The sequence below is a fragment of the Prescottella equi genome (assembly GCF_020171745.1).
GTDB classification, from domain to species: Bacteria; Actinomycetota; Actinomycetes; order Mycobacteriales; family Mycobacteriaceae; genus Prescottella; species Prescottella equi_A.
In genome coordinates this window covers 156701-179399 of sequence record NZ_JAIVAH010000007.1, presented here as the reverse complement: position 1 = coordinate 179399, position 22699 = coordinate 156701, and the positions used below count along the sequence as shown (strand labels likewise).

General features: G+C 68.7%; 24 protein-coding genes. 13 read left to right on the top strand and 11 right to left on the bottom strand.

Annotation, left to right across the window (positions count from 1 at the left end; all coding sequences use genetic code 11):
• Positions 1-5: 5 nt before the first annotated feature.
• The 6 genes from LCL87_RS05985 to LCL87_RS05960 form a co-directional block, all read right to left on the bottom strand.
• On the bottom strand, positions 6-929 hold the full coding sequence (locus tag LCL87_RS05985) for a PaaI family thioesterase (RefSeq protein ID WP_225017654.1): 924 nt from the start codon (positions 927-929) through the stop codon (positions 6-8).
• Between the two features lie 39 nt (positions 930-968).
• Complete coding sequence (locus LCL87_RS05980; RefSeq protein WP_225017653.1) at positions 969-1880, bottom strand: hotdog domain-containing protein; 912 nt, start codon at positions 1878-1880, stop codon at positions 969-971.
• Between the two features lie 44 nt (positions 1881-1924).
• Positions 1925-2689: a pirin family protein gene (locus tag LCL87_RS05975; RefSeq protein WP_225017651.1), complete on the bottom strand. Its 765-nt coding sequence runs from the start codon at positions 2687-2689 to the stop codon at positions 1925-1927.
• Positions 2690-2894: 205 nt separating this feature from the next.
• Positions 2895-3860, bottom strand: a complete 966-nt coding sequence (locus LCL87_RS05970) for a pirin family protein (protein ID WP_225017649.1) — start codon at positions 3858-3860, stop codon at positions 2895-2897.
• Between the two features lie 95 nt (positions 3861-3955).
• Positions 3956-6517 (bottom strand): LuxR C-terminal-related transcriptional regulator, encoded by a 2562-nt coding sequence (locus LCL87_RS05965; RefSeq protein ID WP_225017647.1) that lies wholly within the window; start codon positions 6515-6517, stop codon positions 3956-3958.
• A 160-nt stretch (positions 6518-6677) separates the two neighbouring features.
• A complete protein-coding gene (locus LCL87_RS05960; protein ID WP_225017645.1) occupies positions 6678-8030 on the bottom strand; it encodes an MFS transporter in 1353 nt (450 codons plus the stop codon).
• Between the two features lie 242 nt (positions 8031-8272).
• On the opposite strand from LCL87_RS05960, the gene LCL87_RS05955 reads away from it, so the two are divergent.
• The 5 genes from LCL87_RS05955 (at position 8273) to LCL87_RS05935 (ending at position 12662) form a co-directional block, all read left to right on the top strand.
• Positions 8273-8866 carry an HD domain-containing protein gene (locus tag LCL87_RS05955; protein WP_225017643.1) on the top strand — a complete coding sequence of 198 codons (594 nt, stop codon included), beginning with the start codon at positions 8273-8275 and terminating at the stop codon, positions 8864-8866.
• Complete coding sequence (locus tag LCL87_RS05950) at positions 8866-9600, top strand: TetR/AcrR family transcriptional regulator (RefSeq protein WP_225017641.1); 735 nt, start codon at positions 8866-8868, stop codon at positions 9598-9600. Before LCL87_RS05955 ends, LCL87_RS05950 begins: the two co-directional genes overlap by 1 nt.
• A 152-nt stretch (positions 9601-9752) precedes the next feature.
• Positions 9753-10340 carry an HD domain-containing protein gene (locus tag LCL87_RS05945; protein WP_225017639.1) on the top strand — a complete coding sequence of 196 codons (588 nt, stop codon included), beginning with the start codon at positions 9753-9755 and terminating at the stop codon, positions 10338-10340.
• Positions 10341-10581: 241 nt separating this feature from the next.
• Positions 10582-11325 carry a class II aldolase/adducin family protein gene (locus LCL87_RS05940; RefSeq protein ID WP_225017897.1) on the top strand — a complete coding sequence of 248 codons (744 nt, stop codon included), beginning with the start codon at positions 10582-10584 and terminating at the stop codon, positions 11323-11325.
• An 86-nt stretch (positions 11326-11411) separates the two neighbouring features.
• A complete protein-coding gene (locus LCL87_RS05935) occupies positions 11412-12662 on the top strand; it encodes an amidohydrolase family protein (protein ID WP_225017637.1) in 1251 nt (416 codons plus the stop codon).
• Positions 12663-12672: 10 nt separating this feature from the next.
• Here the strand turns inward: LCL87_RS05935 and LCL87_RS05930 are convergent, their stop codons facing one another.
• Complete coding sequence (locus LCL87_RS05930) at positions 12673-13491, bottom strand: GntR family transcriptional regulator (protein WP_225017635.1); 819 nt, start codon at positions 13489-13491, stop codon at positions 12673-12675.
• A 60-nt stretch (positions 13492-13551) separates the two neighbouring features.
• Here LCL87_RS05930 and LCL87_RS05925 point away from each other — a divergent pair, with 60 nt between their 5' ends.
• Together LCL87_RS05925 and LCL87_RS05920 are read left to right on the top strand one after the other, a co-directional pair.
• Positions 13552-15264 (top strand): class I adenylate-forming enzyme family protein, encoded by a 1713-nt coding sequence (locus tag LCL87_RS05925; RefSeq protein ID WP_510850697.1) that lies wholly within the window; start codon positions 13552-13554, stop codon positions 15262-15264.
• Positions 15261-15704, top strand: coding sequence for a hypothetical protein (locus LCL87_RS05920; RefSeq protein ID WP_225017630.1), 444 nt, complete (start codon positions 15261-15263; stop codon positions 15702-15704). The genes LCL87_RS05925 and LCL87_RS05920 overlap by 4 nt, the downstream gene beginning before the upstream one ends.
• On the opposite strand, the gene LCL87_RS05915 is transcribed toward LCL87_RS05920, so the two are convergent.
• Positions 15662-16543, bottom strand: a complete 882-nt coding sequence (locus LCL87_RS05915) for an alpha/beta hydrolase (RefSeq protein WP_225017629.1) — start codon at positions 16541-16543, stop codon at positions 15662-15664. The genes LCL87_RS05920 and LCL87_RS05915 overlap by 43 nt on opposite strands.
• Positions 16544-16802: 259 nt before the next feature.
• Here LCL87_RS05915 and LCL87_RS05910 point away from each other — a divergent pair, with 259 nt between their 5' ends.
• Positions 16803-17102, top strand: coding sequence for a hypothetical protein (locus LCL87_RS05910; protein WP_225017627.1), 300 nt, complete (start codon positions 16803-16805; stop codon positions 17100-17102).
• 9 nt (positions 17103-17111) lie between these two features.
• Here LCL87_RS05910 and LCL87_RS05905 read toward each other — a convergent pair whose 3' ends face one another.
• The gene (locus LCL87_RS05905; RefSeq protein WP_225017625.1) at positions 17112-17357 is read right to left on the bottom strand and encodes a hypothetical protein; all 246 of its coding nucleotides are present in this window, start codon (positions 17355-17357) and stop codon (positions 17112-17114) included.
• 160 nt (positions 17358-17517) lie between these two features.
• Here LCL87_RS05905 and LCL87_RS05900 point away from each other — a divergent pair, with 160 nt between their 5' ends.
• Positions 17518-17922, top strand: a complete 405-nt coding sequence (locus tag LCL87_RS05900) for a VOC family protein (RefSeq protein ID WP_225017617.1) — start codon at positions 17518-17520, stop codon at positions 17920-17922.
• Between the two features lie 21 nt (positions 17923-17943).
• Here LCL87_RS05900 and LCL87_RS05895 read toward each other — a convergent pair whose 3' ends face one another.
• Positions 17944-18933: a sigma-70 family RNA polymerase sigma factor gene (locus LCL87_RS05895; protein ID WP_225017615.1), complete on the bottom strand. Its 990-nt coding sequence runs from the start codon at positions 18931-18933 to the stop codon at positions 17944-17946.
• A 143-nt stretch (positions 18934-19076) separates the two neighbouring features.
• On the opposite strand from LCL87_RS05895, the gene shbA reads away from it, so the two are divergent.
• Positions 19077-19694 (top strand): RNA polymerase sigma factor ShbA, encoded by a 618-nt coding sequence (shbA, locus tag LCL87_RS05890; RefSeq protein WP_510850696.1) that lies wholly within the window; start codon positions 19077-19079, stop codon positions 19692-19694.
• Positions 19695-19698: 4 nt separating this feature from the next.
• On the opposite strand, the gene LCL87_RS05885 is transcribed toward shbA, so the two are convergent.
• Positions 19699-20319, bottom strand: a complete 621-nt coding sequence (locus tag LCL87_RS05885) for an FHA domain-containing protein (RefSeq protein ID WP_225017612.1) — start codon at positions 20317-20319, stop codon at positions 19699-19701.
• Between the two features lie 105 nt (positions 20320-20424).
• Here LCL87_RS05885 and LCL87_RS05880 point away from each other — a divergent pair, with 105 nt between their 5' ends.
• The 3 genes from LCL87_RS05880 (at position 20425) to LCL87_RS05870 (ending at position 22698) form a co-directional block, all read left to right on the top strand.
• Positions 20425-21261 carry an alpha/beta hydrolase gene (locus LCL87_RS05880; protein ID WP_225017611.1) on the top strand — a complete coding sequence of 279 codons (837 nt, stop codon included), beginning with the start codon at positions 20425-20427 and terminating at the stop codon, positions 21259-21261.
• Positions 21262-21275: 14 nt separating this feature from the next.
• Complete coding sequence (locus tag LCL87_RS05875; RefSeq protein WP_225017609.1) at positions 21276-22253, top strand: alpha/beta fold hydrolase; 978 nt, start codon at positions 21276-21278, stop codon at positions 22251-22253.
• Positions 22254-22353: 100 nt separating this feature from the next.
• The gene (locus LCL87_RS05870) at positions 22354-22698 is read left to right on the top strand and encodes a YciI family protein (protein WP_225017607.1); all 345 of its coding nucleotides are present in this window, start codon (positions 22354-22356) and stop codon (positions 22696-22698) included.
• Position 22699 lies beyond the last annotated feature (1 nt).

Genomic DNA, 22699 nt, shown 5'->3' with positions numbered 1-22699 from the left:
GTCCGTCAGGACAACTGTGCGCTCGCCGCGGCCCGGATGAGCACCTGACCGGAGGCGTCGAGCAGTCGGGACTCGATCAGCGCGAGGCGGCGTCCGGCCCGGACGACCTCGGCCTCCGCGCGGATGGCGGGGCCGTCGGTGGCGGGGGAGCGGACGAAGTCGATGCGCAGGTCCAGGATCCGGTATCGCTGATCGGCGGCGGTGAGGGTCTGCGCGACGAGACCGTTCACGAGGTCGGCCGCGGTGATCAGGATGCCGCCCTGGATCGAGCCCAGGTAGTTGCTCATCCAGTCCTGCGGCGCGAATGTCGCTGTCAGCGAACCGCGTTCGACGTCCGCCAGGCGCAGGTCGAGCAGCCCGGCGAGGGGGCCGCGCGCGATCCGCTCCGATGCGATGCCGTCGACGATGTCCAGGCCGCCGCGGCCGGCCAGTTCGTCCGGGGCGGCGCACGGCTCGGGCGCGGGCACCGGGAGGCGCTGACCGCTCAACACCGCGTCGGCGTTCGCGCGGGGCCGCGTGACGAAGACGCCGCGCGACTGCAGGACCGCGACCGTGGTGCCGTCGCCGTCGTGCATGGCGCCGGCCGCGAGTCCGATGCCGCTGTCGAGATCGAGGTTCACGACGTCGCCGGTCGAGACGACAGTTCCGTGGGTCGGCATCGGCGCGGCCAGCGTCGCGGAGATCTGCGACAGCACCATGCCGGCGTCGGCGGGGATCGAGTTGCCCAGCGAGCCGCCCGGGCACGCGTCGGCGAGCACACCGACCGAGCCGAGGATCGTCTGTCCGCGATGGTCGTGGAAGCGCGCGCCGACCTCCTGCGCGAGCACGAGGTGTCCGGGCCGGATCTCCCGCGCCCCGACACCCATGAACAGGTTGAGCCGGTCGACCAGCTCGGGTGCGGTGCTCGGATCGGCGGCAGTCTGGGTCATTGCACCTGTGTACCACCACCGCCCGCGGCCACCGAACCGCTATCCCAGTTGCGCGCTCGCCCGGGCGGACACGAGCAGTCCGCCGTCCGCGCCGAACAATCGTGTCTCGATCAGGGCGAGCCGACGACCGGCCCGCACGACCTCGGACTCGACCCGGATCGGGGGACCGTCGACGGCGGGGGATCGGACGAGGTCGAGGTGCGCGTCGAGGATCCGGAACGAGCGGCCCGGCTCGGTGAGGGTCTGCGCCGCGAGCCCAGCGGCGAGGTCGGCGACCGTGAGGAGGACGCCGCCCTGCACCGTGCCGATCTCGTTGCTCATCCAGGACCCGGGCGTCATGCGGGCGGTGACGGCGCCACGCGCCGACGTCTCCACCGTCAGGTCGACGAGACCGGCGAGCGGTCCCCGGCGCACGCTGCCGCCGGCGATCCCCGCGACGATCGCGAGTCCCGGCAGCGTCGCGAGTTCGTCCGGCGACGTCGAGGCCTCGGGTTCGGGGACCACGAGGTCGGCGGCCGGGCCGTAGTGCACGTCGACCTGCGACGGCCGGGAGACGATGAAGCTGCGCGCCCGCAGCAGCGCGGCGATCCGGCCGTCCGGGTTGCGGATATCGCCGCTGGTGACGCCGGTGCCGCTGTCGAGATCGAGGTGCGTCGCGGAGGCGGACGCGGTCACGTCGCCGGTTCGCGGCAGCGGCGCCGCGGCCGTCACGACCAACTGCGAGACGACGGTGCGGCTGCCCGCCGGAACGGCTGCGTAGAACGCCCCGGCGACCGCGTCGTCGGCGACGACGCCCACCGATCCGAGCGTCGTCAGCCCGCGGTGGTCGTGGAACCGCGGGCCGACGGACTGCTCGAAGCGTGCACCCGCGGCGTTCATCGCGAGGGTGCGCACACCCATCACGGTGTTGAGCGGGTCGATGCCGCGTGGTGCGACCGATACCGAAGTCATGCTTCCTGGCTAGCAGGCGAAGCCGACCCGGCAATGGGTGATTCTCACCCGCCGAGACGCGCGTGCATCTCCCAGACGAGGATCTCGGCACCGGTCTCGCTGGTGATCTGCTGTCCGCCGGACGCGCTGAGCCGGACCGCGTCGCCCTCGTACAGGGTTCCGACGCCCTCCATCTCCGCGGTGCCCTGTGCGACGAACACGTGCACGAACGGCGCCTCGGGGATGCGGACAGCCTTGCCCGGCTGCAGGCGGGCGGCGTGCAGCGACGCGTACTTGTTCTTGATCCGGATGGCCGCGTGGTCACGGTGCTGCGGCATGCCCGACGCGACCGGGACCAGCCCGCCGGCGAGGAGTTCGGCGTCGATCTCGAGCTGTTCGTAGCCGGGGGTGATGCCCGGCTCGTCGGGCACGACCCACATCTGCACGAAGTGCACGGGCTCCTCGTGCTCGTCACCCTGCACCCGCCACGAGTCGTTCTTCTCGGAGTGCAGGATGCCGGTGCCCGCGCTCATTCGCTGCGCGAGACCCGGGTAGATGACCCCCGAGTGTCCGATCGAGTCCTGGTGCACCAGCGACCCCCGCAGCACCCAGGTGACGATCTCCATGTCCTTGTGGGGGTGGGTGTCGAAGCCCTGACCCGGCTGGACGATGTCGTCGTTGTTGACGAGCAGCAGCCCGTGGTGGGTGTTGTCCGGATCGTAGTGCTGCCCGAACGAGAAGGAGTGCTTGGAGTCCAGCCACGGGATCCGGGTCTTGAGACGGTCGCCCGAGCGGTGGACGTCGACGTGGGGGGTGGTGAGAGCTGGCATGCGGTCCTCCTCGCTGACAGACACGGTCGGAGTTGCTCCACGGCGTTCGCGCTGTCGAGTCACCAGGGTACGAACTGGGACCCGTCGGCGCCGAATCAGTGGTGTCGGTTCGGTCTCGGACTGTTCACGGACGAGTGTCGGGCCGGAAGTCGACCACAATCGGTCGGTCGTTCGACCGATGTGATCGACTGTCCGGCAACGGCATTCAGTTCAGGGTTTCGTGGGCTGCCGGGATGGAGCCCAGTCGGCCGGCCTGGTAGTCCTCGAACGCCTGGATGACCTCGGCCTTGGTGTTCATGACGAACGGGCCGGCCATCGCGACGGGCTCGCGGATCGGCTGCCCGCCCAGGATGAACACCTCGAGCGACTCGGTGCGCGAGTCCTGGACGTCGGCGGCCGCGATCGTGATCGAGTCGCCACGGCCGAGCACCGCGGTCTGGCCCGACGAGATCGGCCGCTTCTCGGCGCCGACGAATCCGTCGCCCGCGAGCACGTAGACGAGGGCGTTGAAGTCGCGGTTCCACGGCAGCGTCACGCTCGCCCCCGGTGCGACGGTCGTGTGCGACAGCGCGATGGGGGTGTACGTCGATCCGGGGCCCTGGTGCCCGGCGATCTCGCCGGCGATGACGCGGATCAGGGCACCGCCGTCGGCGCTCGACGCGAGGGCGACCTTGCTGCCGGTGATGTCCTGGTAGCGGGGCGCCGCCATCTTGTTGCTCTTGGGCAGGTTGACCCACAGCTGGACGCCGTGGAACAGGCCGCCGCTCATCACCAGGTGCTCCGGCGGAGCCTCGATGTGGAGGATGCCGCCACCGGCGGTCATCCACTGGGTGTCGCCGCCGCCGATGATGCCGCCGCCGCCGTTGGAGTCCTGGTGCTCCATGATCCCGTCGATCATGTAGGTGACGGTCTCGAAGCCGCGGTGCGGGTGCCACGGGGTGCCCTTGGGCTCGCCGGGGGCGTAGTTCACCTCACCCATCTGGTCCATGTGGATGAACGGGTCGAGCTGTGCGAGGTCGATGCCGGCGAAGGCGCGGCGGACGGGGAAGCCCTCGCCCTCGTAGCCGACGGGCGCGGTGACGATGCCCCGGACGGGGCGGTCCACGGCGGTCGGATCCACGGCTTCGATGCGCGGCAGCGCGAGGATGTTGTCGACGGTCACGGCGGGCATTCGGGTCTCCTCCGAGCGGTTAGTTGATGATTCAACTAGTTCACCGTAGCTCAACAACCTCGAACTCGATCTATTCCCACCCGGGTCCGGGCGCGTCAGCCGTCGGTGTCGTGCCGGCTCGCGAGCAATCCCAGCCGGGTCGCGGTCAGCAGTGCGTCGGCCCGCGAATGGACGCCGAGCTTGCGGTACAGGCTGCGCAGCTGCGTCTTGACGGTGTTCTGCGAGACGTAGAGCTGTCCGGCGATCTCCGCGACCGACGGCGTCGACGCCAGCGCCTCGAGGACCGCGGACTCGCGGTCGCTGATGCCGACCATGCGGATCCGCTCGGGAAACACCTCGCGACCGACCGGGGGCGCCGACGCCGGCCACGCCTCGGGGAGGTCCACGCCCAGGCCGACGAGACGTTCGACGGCATTCGCGGACAGCGACGCGAACGGGCGGACCAGCCCGGTCTGCTCGAACAGCGCGCCCGCGCGCTGCAGCAGCGTCACGGCCGGTTCCGTGTTCCCCATGTCCAGGTGCGCGACGGACTGCAGCAGTGCCGACTCCATCCGGATCCGCGGATGCGGACAGTTCGCGATCACCGGTCGGGCGCAGCCGGCGAGCGCGGACGCGGGATAGCCGCTCGCCAGGTCCATCCGGGCCCGGGCGATCGCCGTCCACGGGCCGCGTCCGCGGGCCTGCTCGAGCGCAGCCCACGTGTCGTTGCCGCGGCCGAGTGCCGAGAACAGATCGGCCTCGGTCGCGGCGAGCAGCGGCGCCGCGACCGACCCGGACGTGAACCACCTGTCGTACACCGCGGTCGCGCGATGCAGCCGGTCCAGGCCCTGCTCCGCGTTGCCCGTCACGAGGGCCAGCTGGCAGTGCGCGTACAGCGCGAACGCCCACAACTCCTCGTCGTCGGGCAGATCGCCGAGCTCGGCGAGGGCCTTTGCGGCGAGCGTGACGTCCATGCGGTCCAGCGCGACCAGCGCGGACGCGACGAGGCCGCCGACCCGGACCATCGACGACATCCCCGACCCCGAGTCGTCGTAGCGCCGTTCGCGGTCCAGCCAGGAGTCTGCGTGGGTCAGTTCGCCCGTGAGGGCGTAACCGAGGGCGAGGTTGCCGGCCGCGTTCCGGGCGATGAAGTCGGTCCCGGCGGGGCGGTTGCCGTGGTGCGCGCGGCGCAGCTCGGTCGACGCCCGCGTGAGGTCACCCCGCAGCTGGTGGGTGATGCCCCACTGCAGACGCAGCAGCGGCAGGAACTCGGTGAGCTGGCCGTGCTGCACCTCGATCGCGCGGTCCGCCAACGCGGACAGCTGCGCGGTCATCTCGTCGGCCCGTTCGAAGTCGCCCGCGACCCGCAGGATCAGTGACTGCACGGTCCCGACCGCGAGGGTCTCGGTGACGACCGACATGTCGGCCTCGGAGACCTCGATGTCGTACGACGGGACGGTGGGTGCCGCGAAGCCCGCCGAGTCGGCGCCGAATCGCAGGAACAGTTCACGCCCGGCCTTGATGGACAGGTCGTCGGCGGCCGCCGCGGCGGGCAGTGCCAGCAGAGACTCACGCACCAACCGGAAGTGGCGCGAGACCAGCTCGACCCAGTTGGACTTGAGGATCGAGACCGTCAGCTCCCAGTCCTGGCCCTCGACGGCATGCGCGAGCGCAGGATCGAGTTCGCCGCGTCCGAGAAACCAGCGGGCCAGGGTGCCCGACGCGCGCAGCGGCCCCTGCGGAGCCTCCAGTCTCAGATCGCGCATCAGGGATTCGCGAATCGGCGGCGGGAAGCGCCATTCGCCGTCCCGGGGCCACGTCGAACGGACCAGCAGGCCGGCGGCCTCGAGCGCCCGCACCCGCTCCGGCGCGGCGTCGTCGTCGGCGAGGACAGTGGCCACCTCGTCGGTGACGATCCGCGCCGCGGAGATCGTGAGCATGAACTGACGCAGGTCGGCCAGATCGGGGTCGCTCAGGATCGTGCGCTCGACGTACCGATCGATCGAGCGCTCGAGCGCGCGGCGGGCGAGGTCCCGGCTCTCCTCGTAGTCGGTGCCGAACGGGCGGGCGACCGAGACGGCGGCCTGCACGAGCGGCGGAAAGCCGCCCGTCACGGTCTGCACCGTCTCCAGAAGATGTGGCGCCAGGTCGATTCCGCGGGCCTGCAACACGGCCTGCGATTCGGTGGGAGTGAACAGCAGATCCGTGGGGGAGATCGTCAGCCCGTCGACGTCGAGCATCGTGGCGTCGTCGAACACGGACGTCGATCGGGTCGTGACGACGACTTGCAGGCGTTCGTCGCTGTCGAGTAGCGCGAGGACGTGGGACTCCGTGTCCGGGCCGCGGAGTCGGTCGACGTCGTCGAGCAGCAGGACGATCGGGTCGTCGGAATCGCTCTGGGTCGTTCTGCCAATTTCCTGGGACACGCTGTCCCAGTAATCATTCGGCGACGTGTCCGGCGACGGAGTGCCCGGATCGATCACGGATCCGGTGAAGTCGGGCCGCACCCGGGCCCAGGTTCGCAGCAGTGCCGTCTTTCCTGCGCCGCGCGGCCCGCGGACGACGGTCAGCGCCGTCGGTCCGGACAACAACTGGAACAGGCGTGGGCGGTTCAGCAGGAATCGCTCCGCCCGCGGTAATCGTCCGCCGGCCGCGATCGCCGATCGATCTACTGCCACAGCAACACACTCCCCATGTCCACCGACCCCCGTCGGTGCGATTGGTTCGCCCCCGCTGCGAAACCCTGCTCGTGCACCTGGTCACGAATCGTGACCAGGTGCACGGACAGCACATGTTGTCACAGGCGCGCGGCGTCCGGGAGGGGAATGCGAACCTGGATCAGACGGGCGTCGATTCCGTCGTCGTGGACGGGTTCGGGGTGTGGGTGACCGTGAGCGACATGCCCTTGGTCTCCCGGGTGAAGAACGCCGCGACAGCGACACACAGTGCCAGCGCCACGACGTACCAAGTGAAGAGATCCGCCGAGCCCCGCGAGGTGAGCCAGGTGTTCAGGTAGGGCGCGGTGCCGCCGAACACCGCCGCCGCGAGCGAGACCGCGATGCCGGTGCCCGTCGCACGCGACTTGGTGGCGAACAGTTCGGCGAACCACGCGACCTGGGTGCTCGCCGCGAACGACTGCAGGACCAGTGCCAGCGACATCGCCGTCACGAGAGTGATCGCGGAGTCGTCGAGCAGTCCGGACAGCGGGAAGGCCAGCACCGCGACGCCGATGCCCCACACCATGTTGTTCACCCGGCGTCCGACGCGATCCGCGAGCATCGCGGCGAGTGGCAGAGCGGCGATGAACACGAGGTTCGCGACCACGCCCGACCACATCGCGAGCCGGTCGTCCACTCCGTGGAAGCTGATCGCGTACGCCGGCGCGTTCACCGACCACGTGTAGGAGAACACCGAGGTGCCGCCGACGAGAATGACGACCCGGAGGATCGATCCGCGCTGCGCCCAGACGTCGCGCAGGGCCGCCCTGACTGGGGATTCCGGCGCGGGAGAGGCCTCCGACGCGTCCTCGAACGTCTCGGACTCGGCGAGCCCGCGGCGTAGGTAGAGGGCGAAGAAGCCGAGGAGACCGCCGATCAGGAACGGGATGCGCCAGCCCCAGTCGGACATGGTGGACGAGTCGACGGCAGTGCGCATGATGGCACCGAGCAGGGTGGCGAGCACCGTGCCGCCGACCGTCGACATGATCACGGTGCTGCCCCACAGGGCTCGGTTGTCGGGGCGCGCCACCTCGGCGATGTAGGTGTACGAGCCGCCCTGTTCGCCGCCGTGCGCGAGGCCCTGGATGCAGCGCACCACCAGCAGCCACAGCGACGCGAAGGCCCCGACCTGCCCGTAGGTGGGGGCTACGGCGATGAGCACGCTGGATGCGGCGACGAGCGACATCGTCAGCACCATGACGAATTTCCGGCCGCGGCGGTCGGCGATGAGTCCGAAGAACAGGCCGCCCAGCGGTCGCATCACGAAGCCGACGGCGAAGACTGCCATCGTGGACAGGAGGTTCGACACCTCGTTGTCGGAGTGGAAGAACTGGTTCGAGAAGTACACCGCGAAGATCGCGAAAACGGTCCAGTCGAACCATTCGAGCGCGTTGCCCATGTTGACCGCGAGGATCATCCGGGCTTTGCCCCGAACGGTCGTGTCCGTTCGCGGTGTCGGGGTGGAAGAGGTCATGACGTTCTCCTTCGGAGACTGCCCGTGAGGGTGGGGAGCTTGCTCTCGAAACGGTGGAGATGGTGGGCACTGTTCGGCCGCAGCGGATTCCGTTCGGATCGATCCGTAATTGCGAAGTCATGTTGAGGCAGGACGCGCCGAATGTCAATCAATCGATTGGGTCCCCATCAATTGATTGATCGGGTATCGTCCCGCTGCGTAGTGTTACCCAGGCCACACTGCCTCACGAGGGGAGACGAGACGTGCACGAGTCGCGAACTGTCGGATTCACCAGGATGGACGACGCCACCGTCGCCGAGATGGAGTTGATCCGGGACGAGGCCTCCGGGCACCGCCGCGACCACTGGCTCGGAACCGTTGTGCGGCTACTGGAGTCGATGAGGGGATACACGTTCGGCTATCGCGTCGACCGATACGAGCACTCTTTGCAGTCGGCCACGCGCGCCCACCGGGAGGGTGCCCGGGTGGACCTCGTCGTCGCGGCCCTGCTGCACGACATCGGCGACGACCTCTGCCCGGACAACCACAGCGAGGTGGCCGCGGCGATCCTGCGGCCGGTGCTCGACGACGAGGCGGTGTGGGTGGTCCGGCACCACGGCGTCTTCCAGACCTACCACTACGGCGAGAAGCTAGGCATACCGACGGACAGCCGTGACCGGTACCGGGATTCGCCGTACTTCGAGACCTGCGCGCACTTCTGCGCCGCGTGGGACCAGGAGTCGTTCGACCCCGACTACGACTCGGAACCGCTCGAGTTCTTCATGCCGATGCTCGAGGAGGTCTTCTCCCGGCCACCGAAGGCGTGGGGCGACCAGGATCTGAACGGGCAGGCCTGATGAGCCGGCCGCGAGTGACGCCCAGTCGACGCCCCGAGATCGTCGCGTGTGCCGCCCGGATGTTCTCGTCGCGCGGTGTCGCTGCGACCACGGTGCGTGACATCGCCGACGAGGTGGGGCTGCACTCGGGCAGCCTGTACCACTACTTCGGGTCCAAGGACGAGCTGGTCTCGGAGATCCTGATCGCCTTCCTCGACGACCTGACGTGCAGTTATGCGAGCGAGATCCGCTGGTCCGTGGCGGCGCCGGAACAGCTGTGCGATCTGATCCACGTCTCGCTGCGGGTCGCGGTGCGCCATCCGCATGCGTCGGAGATCTACGACAAGGAGTTCTCCGTCCTACCGACCCTGCCCGGGTACCTCCACATCGACGCGCGTGTCGTCGAGGCTCAGGACGTGTGGTCTCGGATCCTCGCGAACGGTATCGCCGAGAACAGCTTTCGGAAGGACTTCGAGTCCGCGCAGCTTCAGCGGCTGCTGCGGGAGATCGTGTGGACCGCGACGCGGTGGCACCGGGACTCGCTCGACGCCGATCACATCATGCTGTCGACGACGTTGGTGGACCTGTTCGTCGACGGCATCACGGCCCGGGCGTCAGGATCCCCGGCGCCGACGGCGGTCGTGCACTCCGATCCGGTCCGGGAGCGCGGTGCGGGGGACGAACTCGCGCAGTTGCGGCGGGAAGTGCAGGCCCTGCGGGGTGTCGTGGACGAGCTGCGGCTCTCGTCGGCCTGAGCGGCGCCGCGCGCGACAGCACTGTTGAGGAAGGGCGATCTTGCCCAGCGGGACACGATCTTGCCCGCAGCTCGGACTCTTTCTATATAAAGATAGTAGGACTAGCGGCGACGCGCATGCGGCGGCCGCGACGAGTGGAAGGGTTTCGTGTCATGACGATCGATACGTCGGGTGAGCGGCAAGTGAGCTTCACGCGGATGGACGAATCGACCCCCGAGGACATCGCGCTCATCGTGGCGGAGTCGAAGATATTTCTCAATGATCGACTGCCGGACACGATGATCGAGATGCTCGAGGCGCTGCGTGGTCCCACGCTCGGCTACCAGGTGGACCGATACGAGCACTCGCTGCAGACCGCGACCCGTGCGCTGCGCGAGGGTGCGCGAACCGATCTCGTGGTCGCGGCACTGATGCACGACATCGGCGACGCAATCGCGCCTGCGAATCACTCCGAACTCGCTGCAGCCATCGTGGCGCCCTACCTGGATGCCGAGGCCACCTGGGTGGTCAAGCATCACGGCGTGTTCCAGGGCTATCACTACTGGGATCGGCTCGGGCTGGATCCGGACACGCGCGAGCGCTACCGGGACAGCCCGTACTTCGATGCGTGTGCGCACTTCTGCGCGGAATGGGACCAGGTGTCGTTCGATCCGAACTACGACACGCTGCCGATCGACACCTTCGTGCCGCTGCTGCGTGAGGTCTTCACGCGGCCGGCATCCGGCTTCGGCGCCGATTAGACGATTCCACCCGAAACGAAAACTGCTCTGCCGGAAGCGCTCACCCTCGATCGGGGGTGAGCGCTTCGTCGTTCCCGGGGCTCGGCGCCTGTTTCCGGATCGGGATGAGATGGGGCTTACATTGCTATCTTTTGTAAGTTAGAGTTTCGGTAGTTCCCGAAGTGGTTCATTCTCGACGCAAGGAGGCGCCGTGACCGTGCTCGACGAGCCGACGAATTCTGCAGAGCAGGAATCGAACTCGATGGAGGGTTGGCAGCCCAGGGTCACGCCGCCCATCGGGGTGGAACTCACCAACGAGCAGAAGCTCGCGTGTGCCTTTCGCACGTTGGCCCATGACGGCTTCAGTGAGAACATGGCCGGCCACATCACGTGGGCGGATCGCGACGACGACAGTCTCCTCATCAACCCGTGGGGGCTGTGGTGGGAGGAGGTCTCGGCCTCCGACGTCTGCCGTGTCGACGCGAACGGTGCTGTGATCGAGGGGAAGTGGGACGTCACCCCCGCCTACCACATCCACACCGAGCTGCACCGCCGTCGGCCCGACGCCCGCGTCGTCATCCACAACCATCCCTACTACGTGACCCTGCTGGCCGCCGTCGGCGTGCTGCCGATGATCGCGCACCAGACCGGCAGCCTGTACGACGACGACCTCTCGCTGGTCAGTGAATACACCGGCGAGGTCGACGACGCCGCGCTGGGCCGCGATCTCGCCGACATGATCGGTGACCGCAACAACGTGATCCTCGCCAGCCACGGCATCATCACGACCGCCGACACGGTCGAGCTCGCGGTGTACCGCGCGGCGTCGATCGACCGCTTCTGCCGGCTCGCGTACGACATCCTGCTGCTCGGTAAGGACCCCTTGCCGATCGAGAAGAGTATCCGCGTCGCGATGCAGAAAGCGCTCGTCGAGCGCGCGGCCGGCGTCTACTGGGCCGGTGCGGTCCGCAGGCTGATCCGCACCGAGCCCGACGTTCTCGACTGACAACTTTCAGATCCGTATGAAGCTCACGGTTGCGCATGCAGCGCAGCCGTATTCGACGAACCACAAGCATCCGAGGAGTGTGCACGATGGCCAGTCTCGACGACCTGATCCACAACACCGACTTCACGACGAACGTCAAGGGTAAGGTCACATTCCTGCCCGAACCGGAGAAGGCGCACCGGCCCTTCCCGTTCATCTCGGTCGACGACCACATCGTCGAACCCAAGAACACCTTCGAGGGTCGCCTGCCCGCCAAGTTCGCGGACCGGGCGCCCAAGGTGATCCACCGCGACGGCGCCGACATCTGGGTGTACGACGGCAAGGAGATCCCGAACGTCGGCTTCAACGCCGTCGTCGGGCGTCCGGTCGACGAGTGGGGCTTCGATCCGCAGCGCTTCGAGGACATGCGCCGCGGATCGTGGGACATCCACCACCGCGTCAAGGACATGAACCTCTCGGGCGTGTATGCGTCCCTGAACTTTCCGTCGTTCCTCCCGGGCTTCGCCGGTCAGCGCCTGCAGTTGAGCACGAGCGACCAGGAACTCGCGCTCGCGGCCACCCGCGCATACAACGACTGGCACCTCGAGGACTGGGCCGGGCCGTACCCGGACCGCATCATCCCGTGCCAGATCCCGTACTTCCTCGACCCGGAGATCGGCGCCCAGGAGATCTACCGCAACGCCGAGCGCGGCTTCAAGGCCGTGACGTTCTCCGAGGGTCCGCACGCGCTGGGCCTGCCGTCGGTGCACTCGGGCCACTGGGATCCGATCATGCGGGCGTGTGAGGAGACCGAGACGGTCATCAATCTGCACATCGGATCGTCGAGCACGTCGCCGAGCACGTCCGAGGACGCCCCGCCGGACGTCGCCGGCACACTGTTCTTCGGCTACGCGATGTTCGCGACCGTCGACTGGCTGTTCTCGAAGATCCCGGTCCGATTCCCGAACATCAAGATCGTGATGTCCGAGGGTGGAATCGGCTGGGTTCCTGCACTTCTCGATCGGCTCGACCACATGACGACGTACTCGTCGATGTACGGCACGTGGGACGGCATCGACATCTCGCCGGCCGACGTGCTCAAGCGGAACTTCTGGTTCTGCGCCGTGGAGGATCCCTCCACGATGGTGCTGCGCGACCGCATCGGCATCGACCACATCCTCCTCGAGGAGGACTACCCGCACAGCGACAGCCTGTGGCCCCGCACGATGGAGGTCGTCAACGAGTCGATGAAGGGACTCTCGGCCGACGAGTTGCGCAAGATCACGTGGGAGAACGCGTCCAAGCTGTACCGGCATCCGGTGCCGCAGAGCGTGATCGACGATCCGAACAGCTTCTGACCGGATCCCGTCAGCCGAAGAAGAGGCGGTCCCGCGCCACGGCCGGGTCGAGAGGGACGTGCGGGCGGTCCGGGTCGTGCGGGTACGTCTGGACGTCCCTCAGGTGCCGGGCGGCGATCACCCGTGCCGACGCGGCGTCGCCGTCCTCGATGCACTGCAGGATCTGGCCGTGGACGGCGAGGGCCTGGGCCCGCTCCGTCGGTGGGATCGTCTCGGGGTCGGCGCGCTGGTTGGCCCAGTCGGTGACGTGGCTCGACCACAGCGACTCGAGGGCGCCGGCGAGCACGATCAGGGACTGGTTGCCGCAGAGTTGGACGACGGCCTCGTGGAACCGCCGGGACAGTGTGGTCGCGGCCACGAGGTCGTCGACGTTGGCGAGCGACTCCTCGTGCAGGGCGCGCAGGATCGGCACCACCTCGGTGGCGCGGTCCTCGCGTTCGGCGCACAGCGCGGCGCACATGGGCTCGACCTCGTGGAGGGCGCGGCCCACGTCGTCGATGTCGGTGCCCGACATCGCGAGGACCATCGAGAGGCTGTAGGCGACGTTGCCGGGGGTGGGCCGGTGGACCACCGCGCCGCCCCGGTTGCCGCGGCGGACCTTCACCAGGCCCTCGGCCTCGAGGATCCGCAGCGCCTCCCGCAGCGACTGGACGTTGACCGGGTACTGCTCGCGCAGTTCGGCCTCCTTGGGCAGGAGATCGCCCTCGGCGAGGTCGCCGCGGAGGATGCGCTCACGGATCTGGTCGGCCACCATCTCGGCCAGCCTGCGCCAGCGGAGACTGCCCGGGTCGACGGCGGGGGCCTTCCTGTCCGGTCCCTGCTGGGGCACCGCGTCACTTCCTTCCGGTTGACGACGGATCTCCGACCGGAGCCGCCACCTGAGTTCTGAATGTTAGCGAAGTCAGTACCCGCGGGGACGTGGTCGTCCCCGGACAAGGAGATCGAGATGAGCCTCATCGACCCCGAACGCGTCGGTCGTTACGTGGAGTCCGGATGGTGGGGAACCGTACCGCTGCACCGTATGGTGCGCGAGCACGCGAACCGAACGCCGGACACAGACGCATACATCACTCCGAGCGGCCGAACAAGCTGGGCAACATATGATTCCGTCGCCGACGAGCTTGCCTCCACCCTAGTGGCGCTGGGTATCCCGCTCGGTGAGCGGGTCGCGGTCCAGTTACCCGATACGTTCCTCGTCCACGCTGCCCTGGTCGCGACCGCGCGCGCCGGCGTGGTGGCGGTCGGGATCGGTGCTCGCGCCGGTGACCGGGAGATCGCGCACCTCGTCCGCAAGACCGGCGCCAGGACGTTGATCACGCTCGACGCGCTCGGGGGTCGCTCGTCGTCGGTGCTGGTGCGCGAACTGCGCGGCCTCGGTCTCCCGCTCGACTTCCACGTCGTGATGTCCGAGCGCGGTGTGGAGGGCGTCTTCGACGTCTCGGGCCGCACCGCGGTTCTGATCGCGCCGGGCCGGGCGGACCGCGCGGACGTCGACAACCGCAGTTTCGGCCCCAACGACCTGAACCTGCTCAACTCGACGTCGGGAACCACGGGCCTCCCCAAGTGCGTGACGCAGTTCGACAACCGGTGGATGGCGTTCAGTCGGTTGGCGATCGAGGCCGGACACCTGCGGGGCGACGACGTGTTCTTCGGCGCGGTCCCGGCCCCGTTCGGGTTCGGGCTGTGGACGTCGCACTACGCCCCCACCATGCTGGGTGTGCCCACGGTGGTGCTGCCGAAGTTCGACGTGGAGAGCATGATCCGGATGATCGAGCGGGAACGGGTCACCGTCCTGTGCTGCGTCAGTACCCAGTTCCGGATGCTGCTGAACTCGCCGCTGGCCGAGCAGGCGGACCTGTCGTCGCTGCGGGTGATGTTCACCGGCGGGGAGGCGGTGCCGGCGGATCGCGCGGCCGAGTTCGAGGACCGGACCGGGGCATCCGTGCTGCAGTTCTTCGGATCGAACGAGAGCGGGGCGTTCAGCGTCACCCGTGTCGAGGACTCGTTCGAGCGCCGCATCGGGACCTCCGGGCGGCTGATCCCGGAGATGGAGGTGCGCCTGTTCGACGGGGACGGCCGCGACGTCACCGACACCGGCGGCCCGGGCCGGCCTGCCGGGCGTGGACCGCTCACCTGCGCCGGTTACTACGACGACGCCGCCGCCAACGCCGAGCTGTTCACGGAGGACGGCTGGATGCTGATGGGCGATCTGGTGACCGTCGAGGACGACTACCTCACCCCGGTGGGGCGCACGTCGGACATCATCATCCGCGGCGGCAAGAACATCTCCGCACCCCAGGTGGAGCAGGAGGTCGAGACGCACCCCGCGGTCGATCTGGCGGGTGTCGTCCCGGTTCCCGATCCGGTCTTCGGTGAGCGCGTGTGTGCGGTGGTGAGTCTGCGGCCGGGCCGGGAGCTGACGCTGGCGGATCTCGTGGAGCACCTCGGCAACCGCGGGGTGTCGAAGGAGCTGTTCCCCGAGCACCTCGTCGTCGCCGAGGAACTGCCGCGCTCGTCCGGCGGGAAGCTCGCGAAGGGCGACATTCGCGCGCTGGCGCTCGAATCGGTCGTCGAGGCCACGGTCCGGGCCAGCGTGTCGTGAGGCCGGTCAAGACGGTCGACGTGTTCACGTGCCGGGAGGTGCTGCGGATCCGCGCAGGCGTCGAACAGGTCCCGGCCCCGGACGAACCGGGTGAGTACTACTGGTCGGAATTACTCAGGGACTGTGCCGAATCCGATGTACTCGAGGCCACCTGGGCGCACTACCGGACCACGTCGAGAACGCTGCGCCCGGCAGACATCCTCGCGTGGGTCGGCGCCGTCGCGGAGGAACGGGTCCGGGGATCGCGGGGCGTCCGCGAACGGCTGCTCCTGGACCGCGCGCTGCTGGGATGGGATCCCGACAGACTCGTCCGATGGGACGAGGTGTTCACCGTCGAGATCGGTCGGGGCGCCGACTCGGACGACGCGCGGGACCTCGCGGACGCCGCGGCTTCCCATCAGGCTGCGCTGGCCGGTACGAGGGAGGGCTCGGCGGGCTGACGGGACTCGTGGTGCGCCGCCGCACGGTCGACGAGTCGCACCAACGCGTGCGCCACCTCGTGCGCCTGGTCGAGGATCACCGAGTGTCCCGCGCCGCCGAGCCGAACCAGTTCGGCGGCGGGGAGATTCGACGCGATCGCGACGGAGTGCTCGAACGGGGTGACCATGTCGGACGTGCCACCGAGGACCAGCGACGGAATCCCGGCCAGTCCGGCGAGGGAATGCGACTCGTCGAATCCGACGAACGACCGCAGGAAGCCGTACATCGTCACCACCGACGTCGGGTTGTCGAGGACCATGCTGATCAGACGCTGGCTCAGCCGCGGCATGCGCTCGACACCGAACTGGAACGCGGAGACGAGCGGGTGCCGCAGGAACCGCCCCAGACCGGAACGGGTGATGTCGCCGGCCGCCGTCGAGAGCAGCCCCACCCCGACGATCCGGTTGCCCACGGTCTCCGGGTTCTGGCGGGTGTAGGCGAGCGCGGTCATCCCGCCCATCGAATGGCCGACCAGCACGATGGGTCCGGTCGGGACGGCCTTCCGGATCACCGCGTCGAGGTCGCGGCCCAGCTGGTCGATCGTGTACGTGTGTGCGGGGGCGCTACCGGATTCGCCGTGGCCGCGATGGTCGTAGAAGACCATCCGGACCGCGGTGCCCCACTCTCGGGTGAGATGCGAGCGCAGTCGCGCCCACGAGTGGGTGTGCAGGCAGTGGCCGTGCACGAACACCGCGGTGACCGGGGCATCCGCCGGGCCGTACTCGCGCACCGCGAGCGACACCCCGTCCTCGGACTCCACGACGTGACGACGGCTGAGGTCGTGAGCGCTGGTCCTCATGGTGGCCTCCCGGGTTCGCGTCGTTCCTGCTCACTCCAATCTCGTCGTCCGGGGGAGGCGCCGACAGGCTCCCCGAGGGGGCCGTCGGATCACCGAGGGGTGGGCTTTTCACCACCTGGGGTGGCCGGATCCGCCGTAGTCGTGCGGAAGGTCCCGCACCGGGTGGAGAATCGGCACGAGGCCGTCGTCGCCACGTTCCGCACGGGACACGGCCCGCAGTACGAGAGCGCAATCGGAACTTTCGGACCGGGAGGCTTTTGTGAGCTACAGCGACAGCTACTACGACAACGTTCCCCGCCCGGCCCCGGTGGCACACGACCACCCGGGCGAGGCCATCGCGGACACCAGGAACTGGCCCGGCTACGCGCTGGTCGGCATCGCGATCGTGACCCTGGGCATGGCCTTGGTGGCCGCGGGCTACGGGTTCGCCGGATGGGCGTGGATCGCCGGGACCATCTGCGCGGTGAGCCTGGTGGTCGGTTCGGCGCTGGTGCTCGTGGAGCATCGCCGGGTCAAGCGGCTCGACGCCGCAGGCGTGGCCTTCCCGTACGGGTACTAGGTCTCGGGCTCAGGCCGACTGTTTCTGGGCCCAGTCCTTCGCGATCTCCGGATACCCGGCCGCGATCTCGTCCACGCGGGCGGGTGTCGCGGATTCCAGTTCGGCCCGGTGCCGCTGCGCCTCCGCGAGAGATCCCGTGAAGCCGTTCGCGGTGGGTACCGGTGACGGCTCGCTCTCGGTCGGCGCCTGCAGTTCGAGCGTGTGGACGATTCCGTCGAGTCGACTCGCCACGAAGTGTCGCTTGTCCTCACTCATGAATCCATCAGACCACCGCGCCGGTCGTGTGCCTAGCCCCTGCGGTCCGCCGCGACGAGTTTGCGGCCGCGATGAGTTTTCGGCGCGGCGGTGGTCTGTCATCTGTGCGAGCCTCGATCGGGCTCGGCCCGACCCCGCACGCGCGCAAAGGAGAGCCCCCATGTCCCGTCTGATCTTCGTCAACCTGCCGGTCGAGGACGTCGCCGCCACCCGTACGTTCTTCGGTGGCCTCGGCTTCGAGTTCAACGAGCAGTTCTGCGACGAGAAGACCGCCTGCATGGCGATCAACGACTCGGCCTGGATCATGCTGCTGCAGAAGGACCGCTTCCGCGACTTCATCGCCGACGACATCTGCGACACGTCGAAGAGCCGTGAGGTGCTCACGTGCATCTCGGCGGACAGCCGGGACGGCGTCGACGCGCTCGTGGACGCCGCGATCGCGGCCGGCGGCAGCAAGTGGATGGACCCGCAGGACCACGGCTTCATGTACGGACGGTCCTTCCGCGACCTCGACAATCACGTCTGGGAGGTCATGTGGATGGATCCGGCCGCCGCCGGCCAGTGACGGCGACGTTCGCGGGGTTCGTCAGAGCTGCGGCGGCAGCCCGAACCTCGCGAACAGGTCGACGTCGAAGAAGCACGTGACGTGGGAGACCCCGCGCTCGGTGATGTCGAGGACGTGCAGCTGGAACGGGCGGTGCACGCCGTCCGGTCCGCGCATGTACATGCCGAGCGCGGGCTGGCCGTTGCCCGACGCCGGCAGCAGGCGCATGTCGCCCGGACCCTCCGACGGGCACTTCTCCTTGACGAGCCGGGCAATGTCGGGGCCGCCGACGTACCAGCCGACGAACGGCGGCATTTCCCACACCGCGTCCCGCGTGAAGAGCTCGACGAGTCCGTCGATGTCGTAGCGCTCGAACCCGTCGACGTACCGGCGCAGCAGTTCGCGGGTGTGATCGGAGTCCGGTTCGACCAGCGCGTCCGGGTTGGGCGTGGCCTCGGAGAGCTGGGCGCGGGCCCGCTGCAGCAGGCTGTTGACGGCCGCGGTGGACGTGCCCAGCGCGTCGGCCACCTCGGCGGCCTTCCACTGCAGCACGTCGCGCAGCACCAGCACCGCGCGCTGCCGGGCCGACAGGTGCTGCAGCGCCGCGACGAACGCCAGCCGCACCGACTCGCGTGCGGCGACCACCGTCGCAGGATCGTCCGCACCCCAACCGGAATCGCCCCACACCATCGAATCCGGGATCGGCTCGAGCCACGGCACCTCGCGGCGCTCGACCAGCTCCTCCGACGGATCCGAACTGGGTGCCCCCAGCCCGGTGGGCAGCGGCCGGCGGTCGCGGCCCTCGAGCGCCGTCAGGCACGTGTTGGTCGCGATCCGGTGCAGCCACGTGCGGATCGACGACCGGCCGTCGAATTTTCCGTAGCCGCGCCACGCCCGCACCATCGTCTCCTGCAGCAGATCCTCCGCGTCGTGGATCGATCCCATCATGCGGTAGCAGTGGGCCAGTAGTTCGCGGCGATAAGGATCTGCGGCCGTGAGGAATTGGTCGTCGAGGCTCTGCTCTACGGTCATGCCCGGAACCCTAGCGGCGGACTCCGACAAGCGGAACAGGGTGGAGGACTGCCACCCGAGGGTGCCTGTCGGGTGCCGCGCAACGCGCCGAGGATCGAAGACGTGGGACGGCCGACCGCGCCGTCCGCGTCGGGAGATACGAGATGCGTGCATACGTGCCGACCATGACGGCGAAGAACGAGATGTCCGCCGAGCGTGCCCGCGAGGTGCTGCAGGAGTGGGTGCCGGGTGCGGTCGCCGGCGACAGGGAGGCGCGCGAGCGGGTGCTCGCGATCGTCTACCCCCTGGTGCGCCGGTACTGCTTCGCCCGGCTCGGGCGCGGGACCCTGCAGGCCGTGGCCGAGGACGTCTCCCACGAGGCGTGCGTCGCCCTGATGACCGCGCTGCCGCGCTACTGCGACCGCGGTGCGTCCTTCCTGACGTACGTCTACGCGATCGCGAGCCACAAGGTGATCGACGCCCGCCGCGCCGCCGGGAAGGCGTGCGCGCCGCTTGAGGACGCGGGCGAGGTGGTGTGCCCCGAGGCCGGCCCGGAGGAGCGCGCGATCGCCGGTGAGCGAGGCGCATGGGCCCGCAGCCTCGTCGAGACCCTGCCGCCGCGGCACCGCGACATTCTCGTCATGCGCCTCGTGCGCGGCATGTCGGCCACCGAGACCGCCGACGCCCTCGGCACGACGCCCGGCGCGGTGCGGATCGCGCAGCATCGTGCGCTCACCCGCTTGCGCGCGCAGGTGACGCCGGACGTGCGCGCCGCGGCCTGACCGGTCACAGATCGTGCTCGGTGATCACCCCGCTGTGCAGCGCCTTCTCGACCAGGCGCAACCGCTTCTGGTTCTGCGGCAGGTTTTCCACACCGAACTTCGCGAACAGCGCGCGCAGGTGCGTCTTGACCGCGTCGACGCTCAGGAACACCTCGTCCGCGACCTGCTGATTGGACGCCGGGTTCGCGAACGCCGCATTGTGCTTGTACGGCCGGCACAGCGCGATCAGGATCTCCCGCTGTGTCTTGGTGAGCGAGCGCACCGTCGGGATGTCCGCGGCCACCCGGGTGGGCTCGCCGCCCTGCCCCGCCAGGTCGCGGAACACGAACGCCGAGTTGCCGATCCGGATGCTGTCGCCGTTGCGCAGGCGCCTGCGGCCCGAGATGCGCTCGCCGTTGACGAACGTGCCGTTGCGGGACAGACCGTCGTCGACGATGGTCCAGTCCGTGCCGATCCACTCGAGCGTCGCGTGCAGGCGCGAGACCTCCGGGTCGGCGGCCAGTGAGACGTCCGCGTCCGACGACCGGCCCACCGTCACGCGCGGGGTGTCGACGGACAGTGTCACCTCCCGGGCGTGCCCGGTCTGGTCGGTGTACCTCAGAAACGGGGCATCGGTGGTGTTCATCGCGACTCCTGTCGGCCACTTTCATCGTGCCGCCGACGGATCGGGCTGACAAGCGTCGGGCGACAAGCGCCCCATAACGCCGTCTGCCGACCTAGACTCGCATTCGTGCAGCACACAGAGTCGGAATTCGCCGGGGTGCACGGCACCCGCATCGTGTACGACGTCTGGCGTCCGGACGGTCCCCCGACGGGCATCCTGCTGCTCGCGCACGGTCTGGGCGAGCATGCGCGCCGCTACGGTCACGTCGTCGAACGTTTGGTCGGGCTGGGTCTGGTCGTCTACGCGCCGGATCATCGCGGGCACGGCCGCTCGGGCGGCAAGCGGATCGAGCTGCACGACTGGTCGGAGTTCATCGATGACCTGCACCAACTGTCGGCTATCGCCACCGCCGAGAATCCGGGACTCGACCGGTTCCTGTTGGGACACAGCATGGGCGGTGCGATCGCGCTGTCGTACGCTCTCGACCACCAGGACGAACTGTCGGGTCTGATCCTCTCGGCGCCGGCCGTCGACGTCGTCGGCGGCAAGCCCAAGATCGTGGTCGAGATCGGCAAGATCCTGGGCCGGTTCGCACCCGGAATCCCTGTCGAGACACTCGACGCGAAGTCGGTCTCCCGCGATCCCGCGGTGGTCGCGGCGTACGAGTCCGATCCTCTCGTCCATCACGGAAAGGTCAAGGCGGGCATCGCCCGCGGCATGATCCTCGCCGCCGAGAGCTTTCCGGCGCGGTTGCCGTCGCTGACCCTGCCCGTCCTGCTCCTGCACGGCACCGAGGACCACCTCGCCGACATCTCCGGCAGCCGGATGATCGCGGCACACGCCGGGTCGAAGGATCTGACGCTGAAGACGTACGACGGCCTGTTCCACGAGGTGTTCAACGAACCCGAGCAGGAGAAGGTGCTCGACGATCTCGTCGATTGGCTCCGCCCGCGTTTGAAGTGACCTAATATTCCGGAATGACCGATCCTGCAAAGACACTCACGCACCGGACGGTACGCGTCGGGGACATCGACATGCACATCGCCGAGCAGGGCGAAGGCGACCCGATCGTGCTGTGTCACGGCTTTCCGGGACTCTGGTACAGCTGGCGACACCAACTGTCGGCGCTGTCCGAAGCCGGCTACCGGGTGATCGCCCCCGACATGCGCGGCTACGGCCGCACCGACGTGCCGGCGGATCCCCGCGAGTACGACCGTCGGCACACCGTCGACGACATGGTCGGCCTGCTCGATGCGCTCGGTATCGAGCAGGCGGTGTTCGCGGGCCACGACTTCGGCGCGCAACTCGTGTGGGACCTGCCCAACTGGGCGCCGGGCAGGGTGCGGGCCCTGATGCAGTTGAGCGTCCCCCGGATGCCGCGGTCGCCCGTCCGGCCCACCGACGGCTTCCGGTACATGTCGTCCCAGCATTTCGTGCACCTGCACTACTTCCAGGAGTACGGTCCGGCCGACCGGGAACTCGGCGACCATCCGCGCGAGTTCCTGTCCAAGATCTTCCACGCGCTCAGCGGCGCCAACCGCTACCTCGACTGCTGGGACTTCCCGTCCGAGGGCAACGGCTACCTCGACGTGCTGCCCGAACCGCCCGCGTTGCCGTGGTCGTGGCTGAGCGAGGAGGAATTCGGTTACTACGTGGACGAGTTCACGCGCACCGGGTTCACGGGCGGGCTCAACTGGTACCGCGCCGACGACTACGTGTGGGAGCAGAACGAGGAACTGCACGGGCGTCCGATCACCGTCCCGACGACGTTCATCGCCGGATCGAAGGACCCGGTGCTCGAGATGATGGGGGAGAATCCGTTCGAGACGATGGCCGCGATGGTGCCCGGCCTGCGCTCGACCCACGTGATCCCCGACGTCGGGCATTTCGTGCAGATGGAGGCGGCCGAGCAGGTCAACACCGCGATGCTCGAGTTCCTGCGCGGGCTCGACTGACGGCGCGAAAGAAAGTTCACCGGCGCTGTCCTTTCGGGGCCTCCTCGTTCGTCGTCATGGTGTACCGCAACAACGAGCACCTCTCGAGGAGGAACCGATCATGAAGTACCTGCTGCTGATCAACGCCGAGTCCGCCGATGCCGCCAGTGGCTGCACCCCCGAGGACTGGATGGTCTACGACAAGGAGGTCAAGGACGCCGGGATCTTCGTCTCGGGGGAGTCGCTGGCCGACCTCGTCACCGCGACCAGCATCCAGGTGGGGGAGGACGGCGCCCGCACCATCGCCACCGACGGGCCGTTCGCCGAGACCCGTGAGGTCCTGGGCGGGTTCTACGTCATCGACGTGCCGGACCTCGATGTCGCGCTCGACTGGGCGGCGCGCTGCCCGGGATCGCGCGGCGGCGGGCGGATCGTGGTGCGCCCCATCGCCGATTTCGGCAACTGAC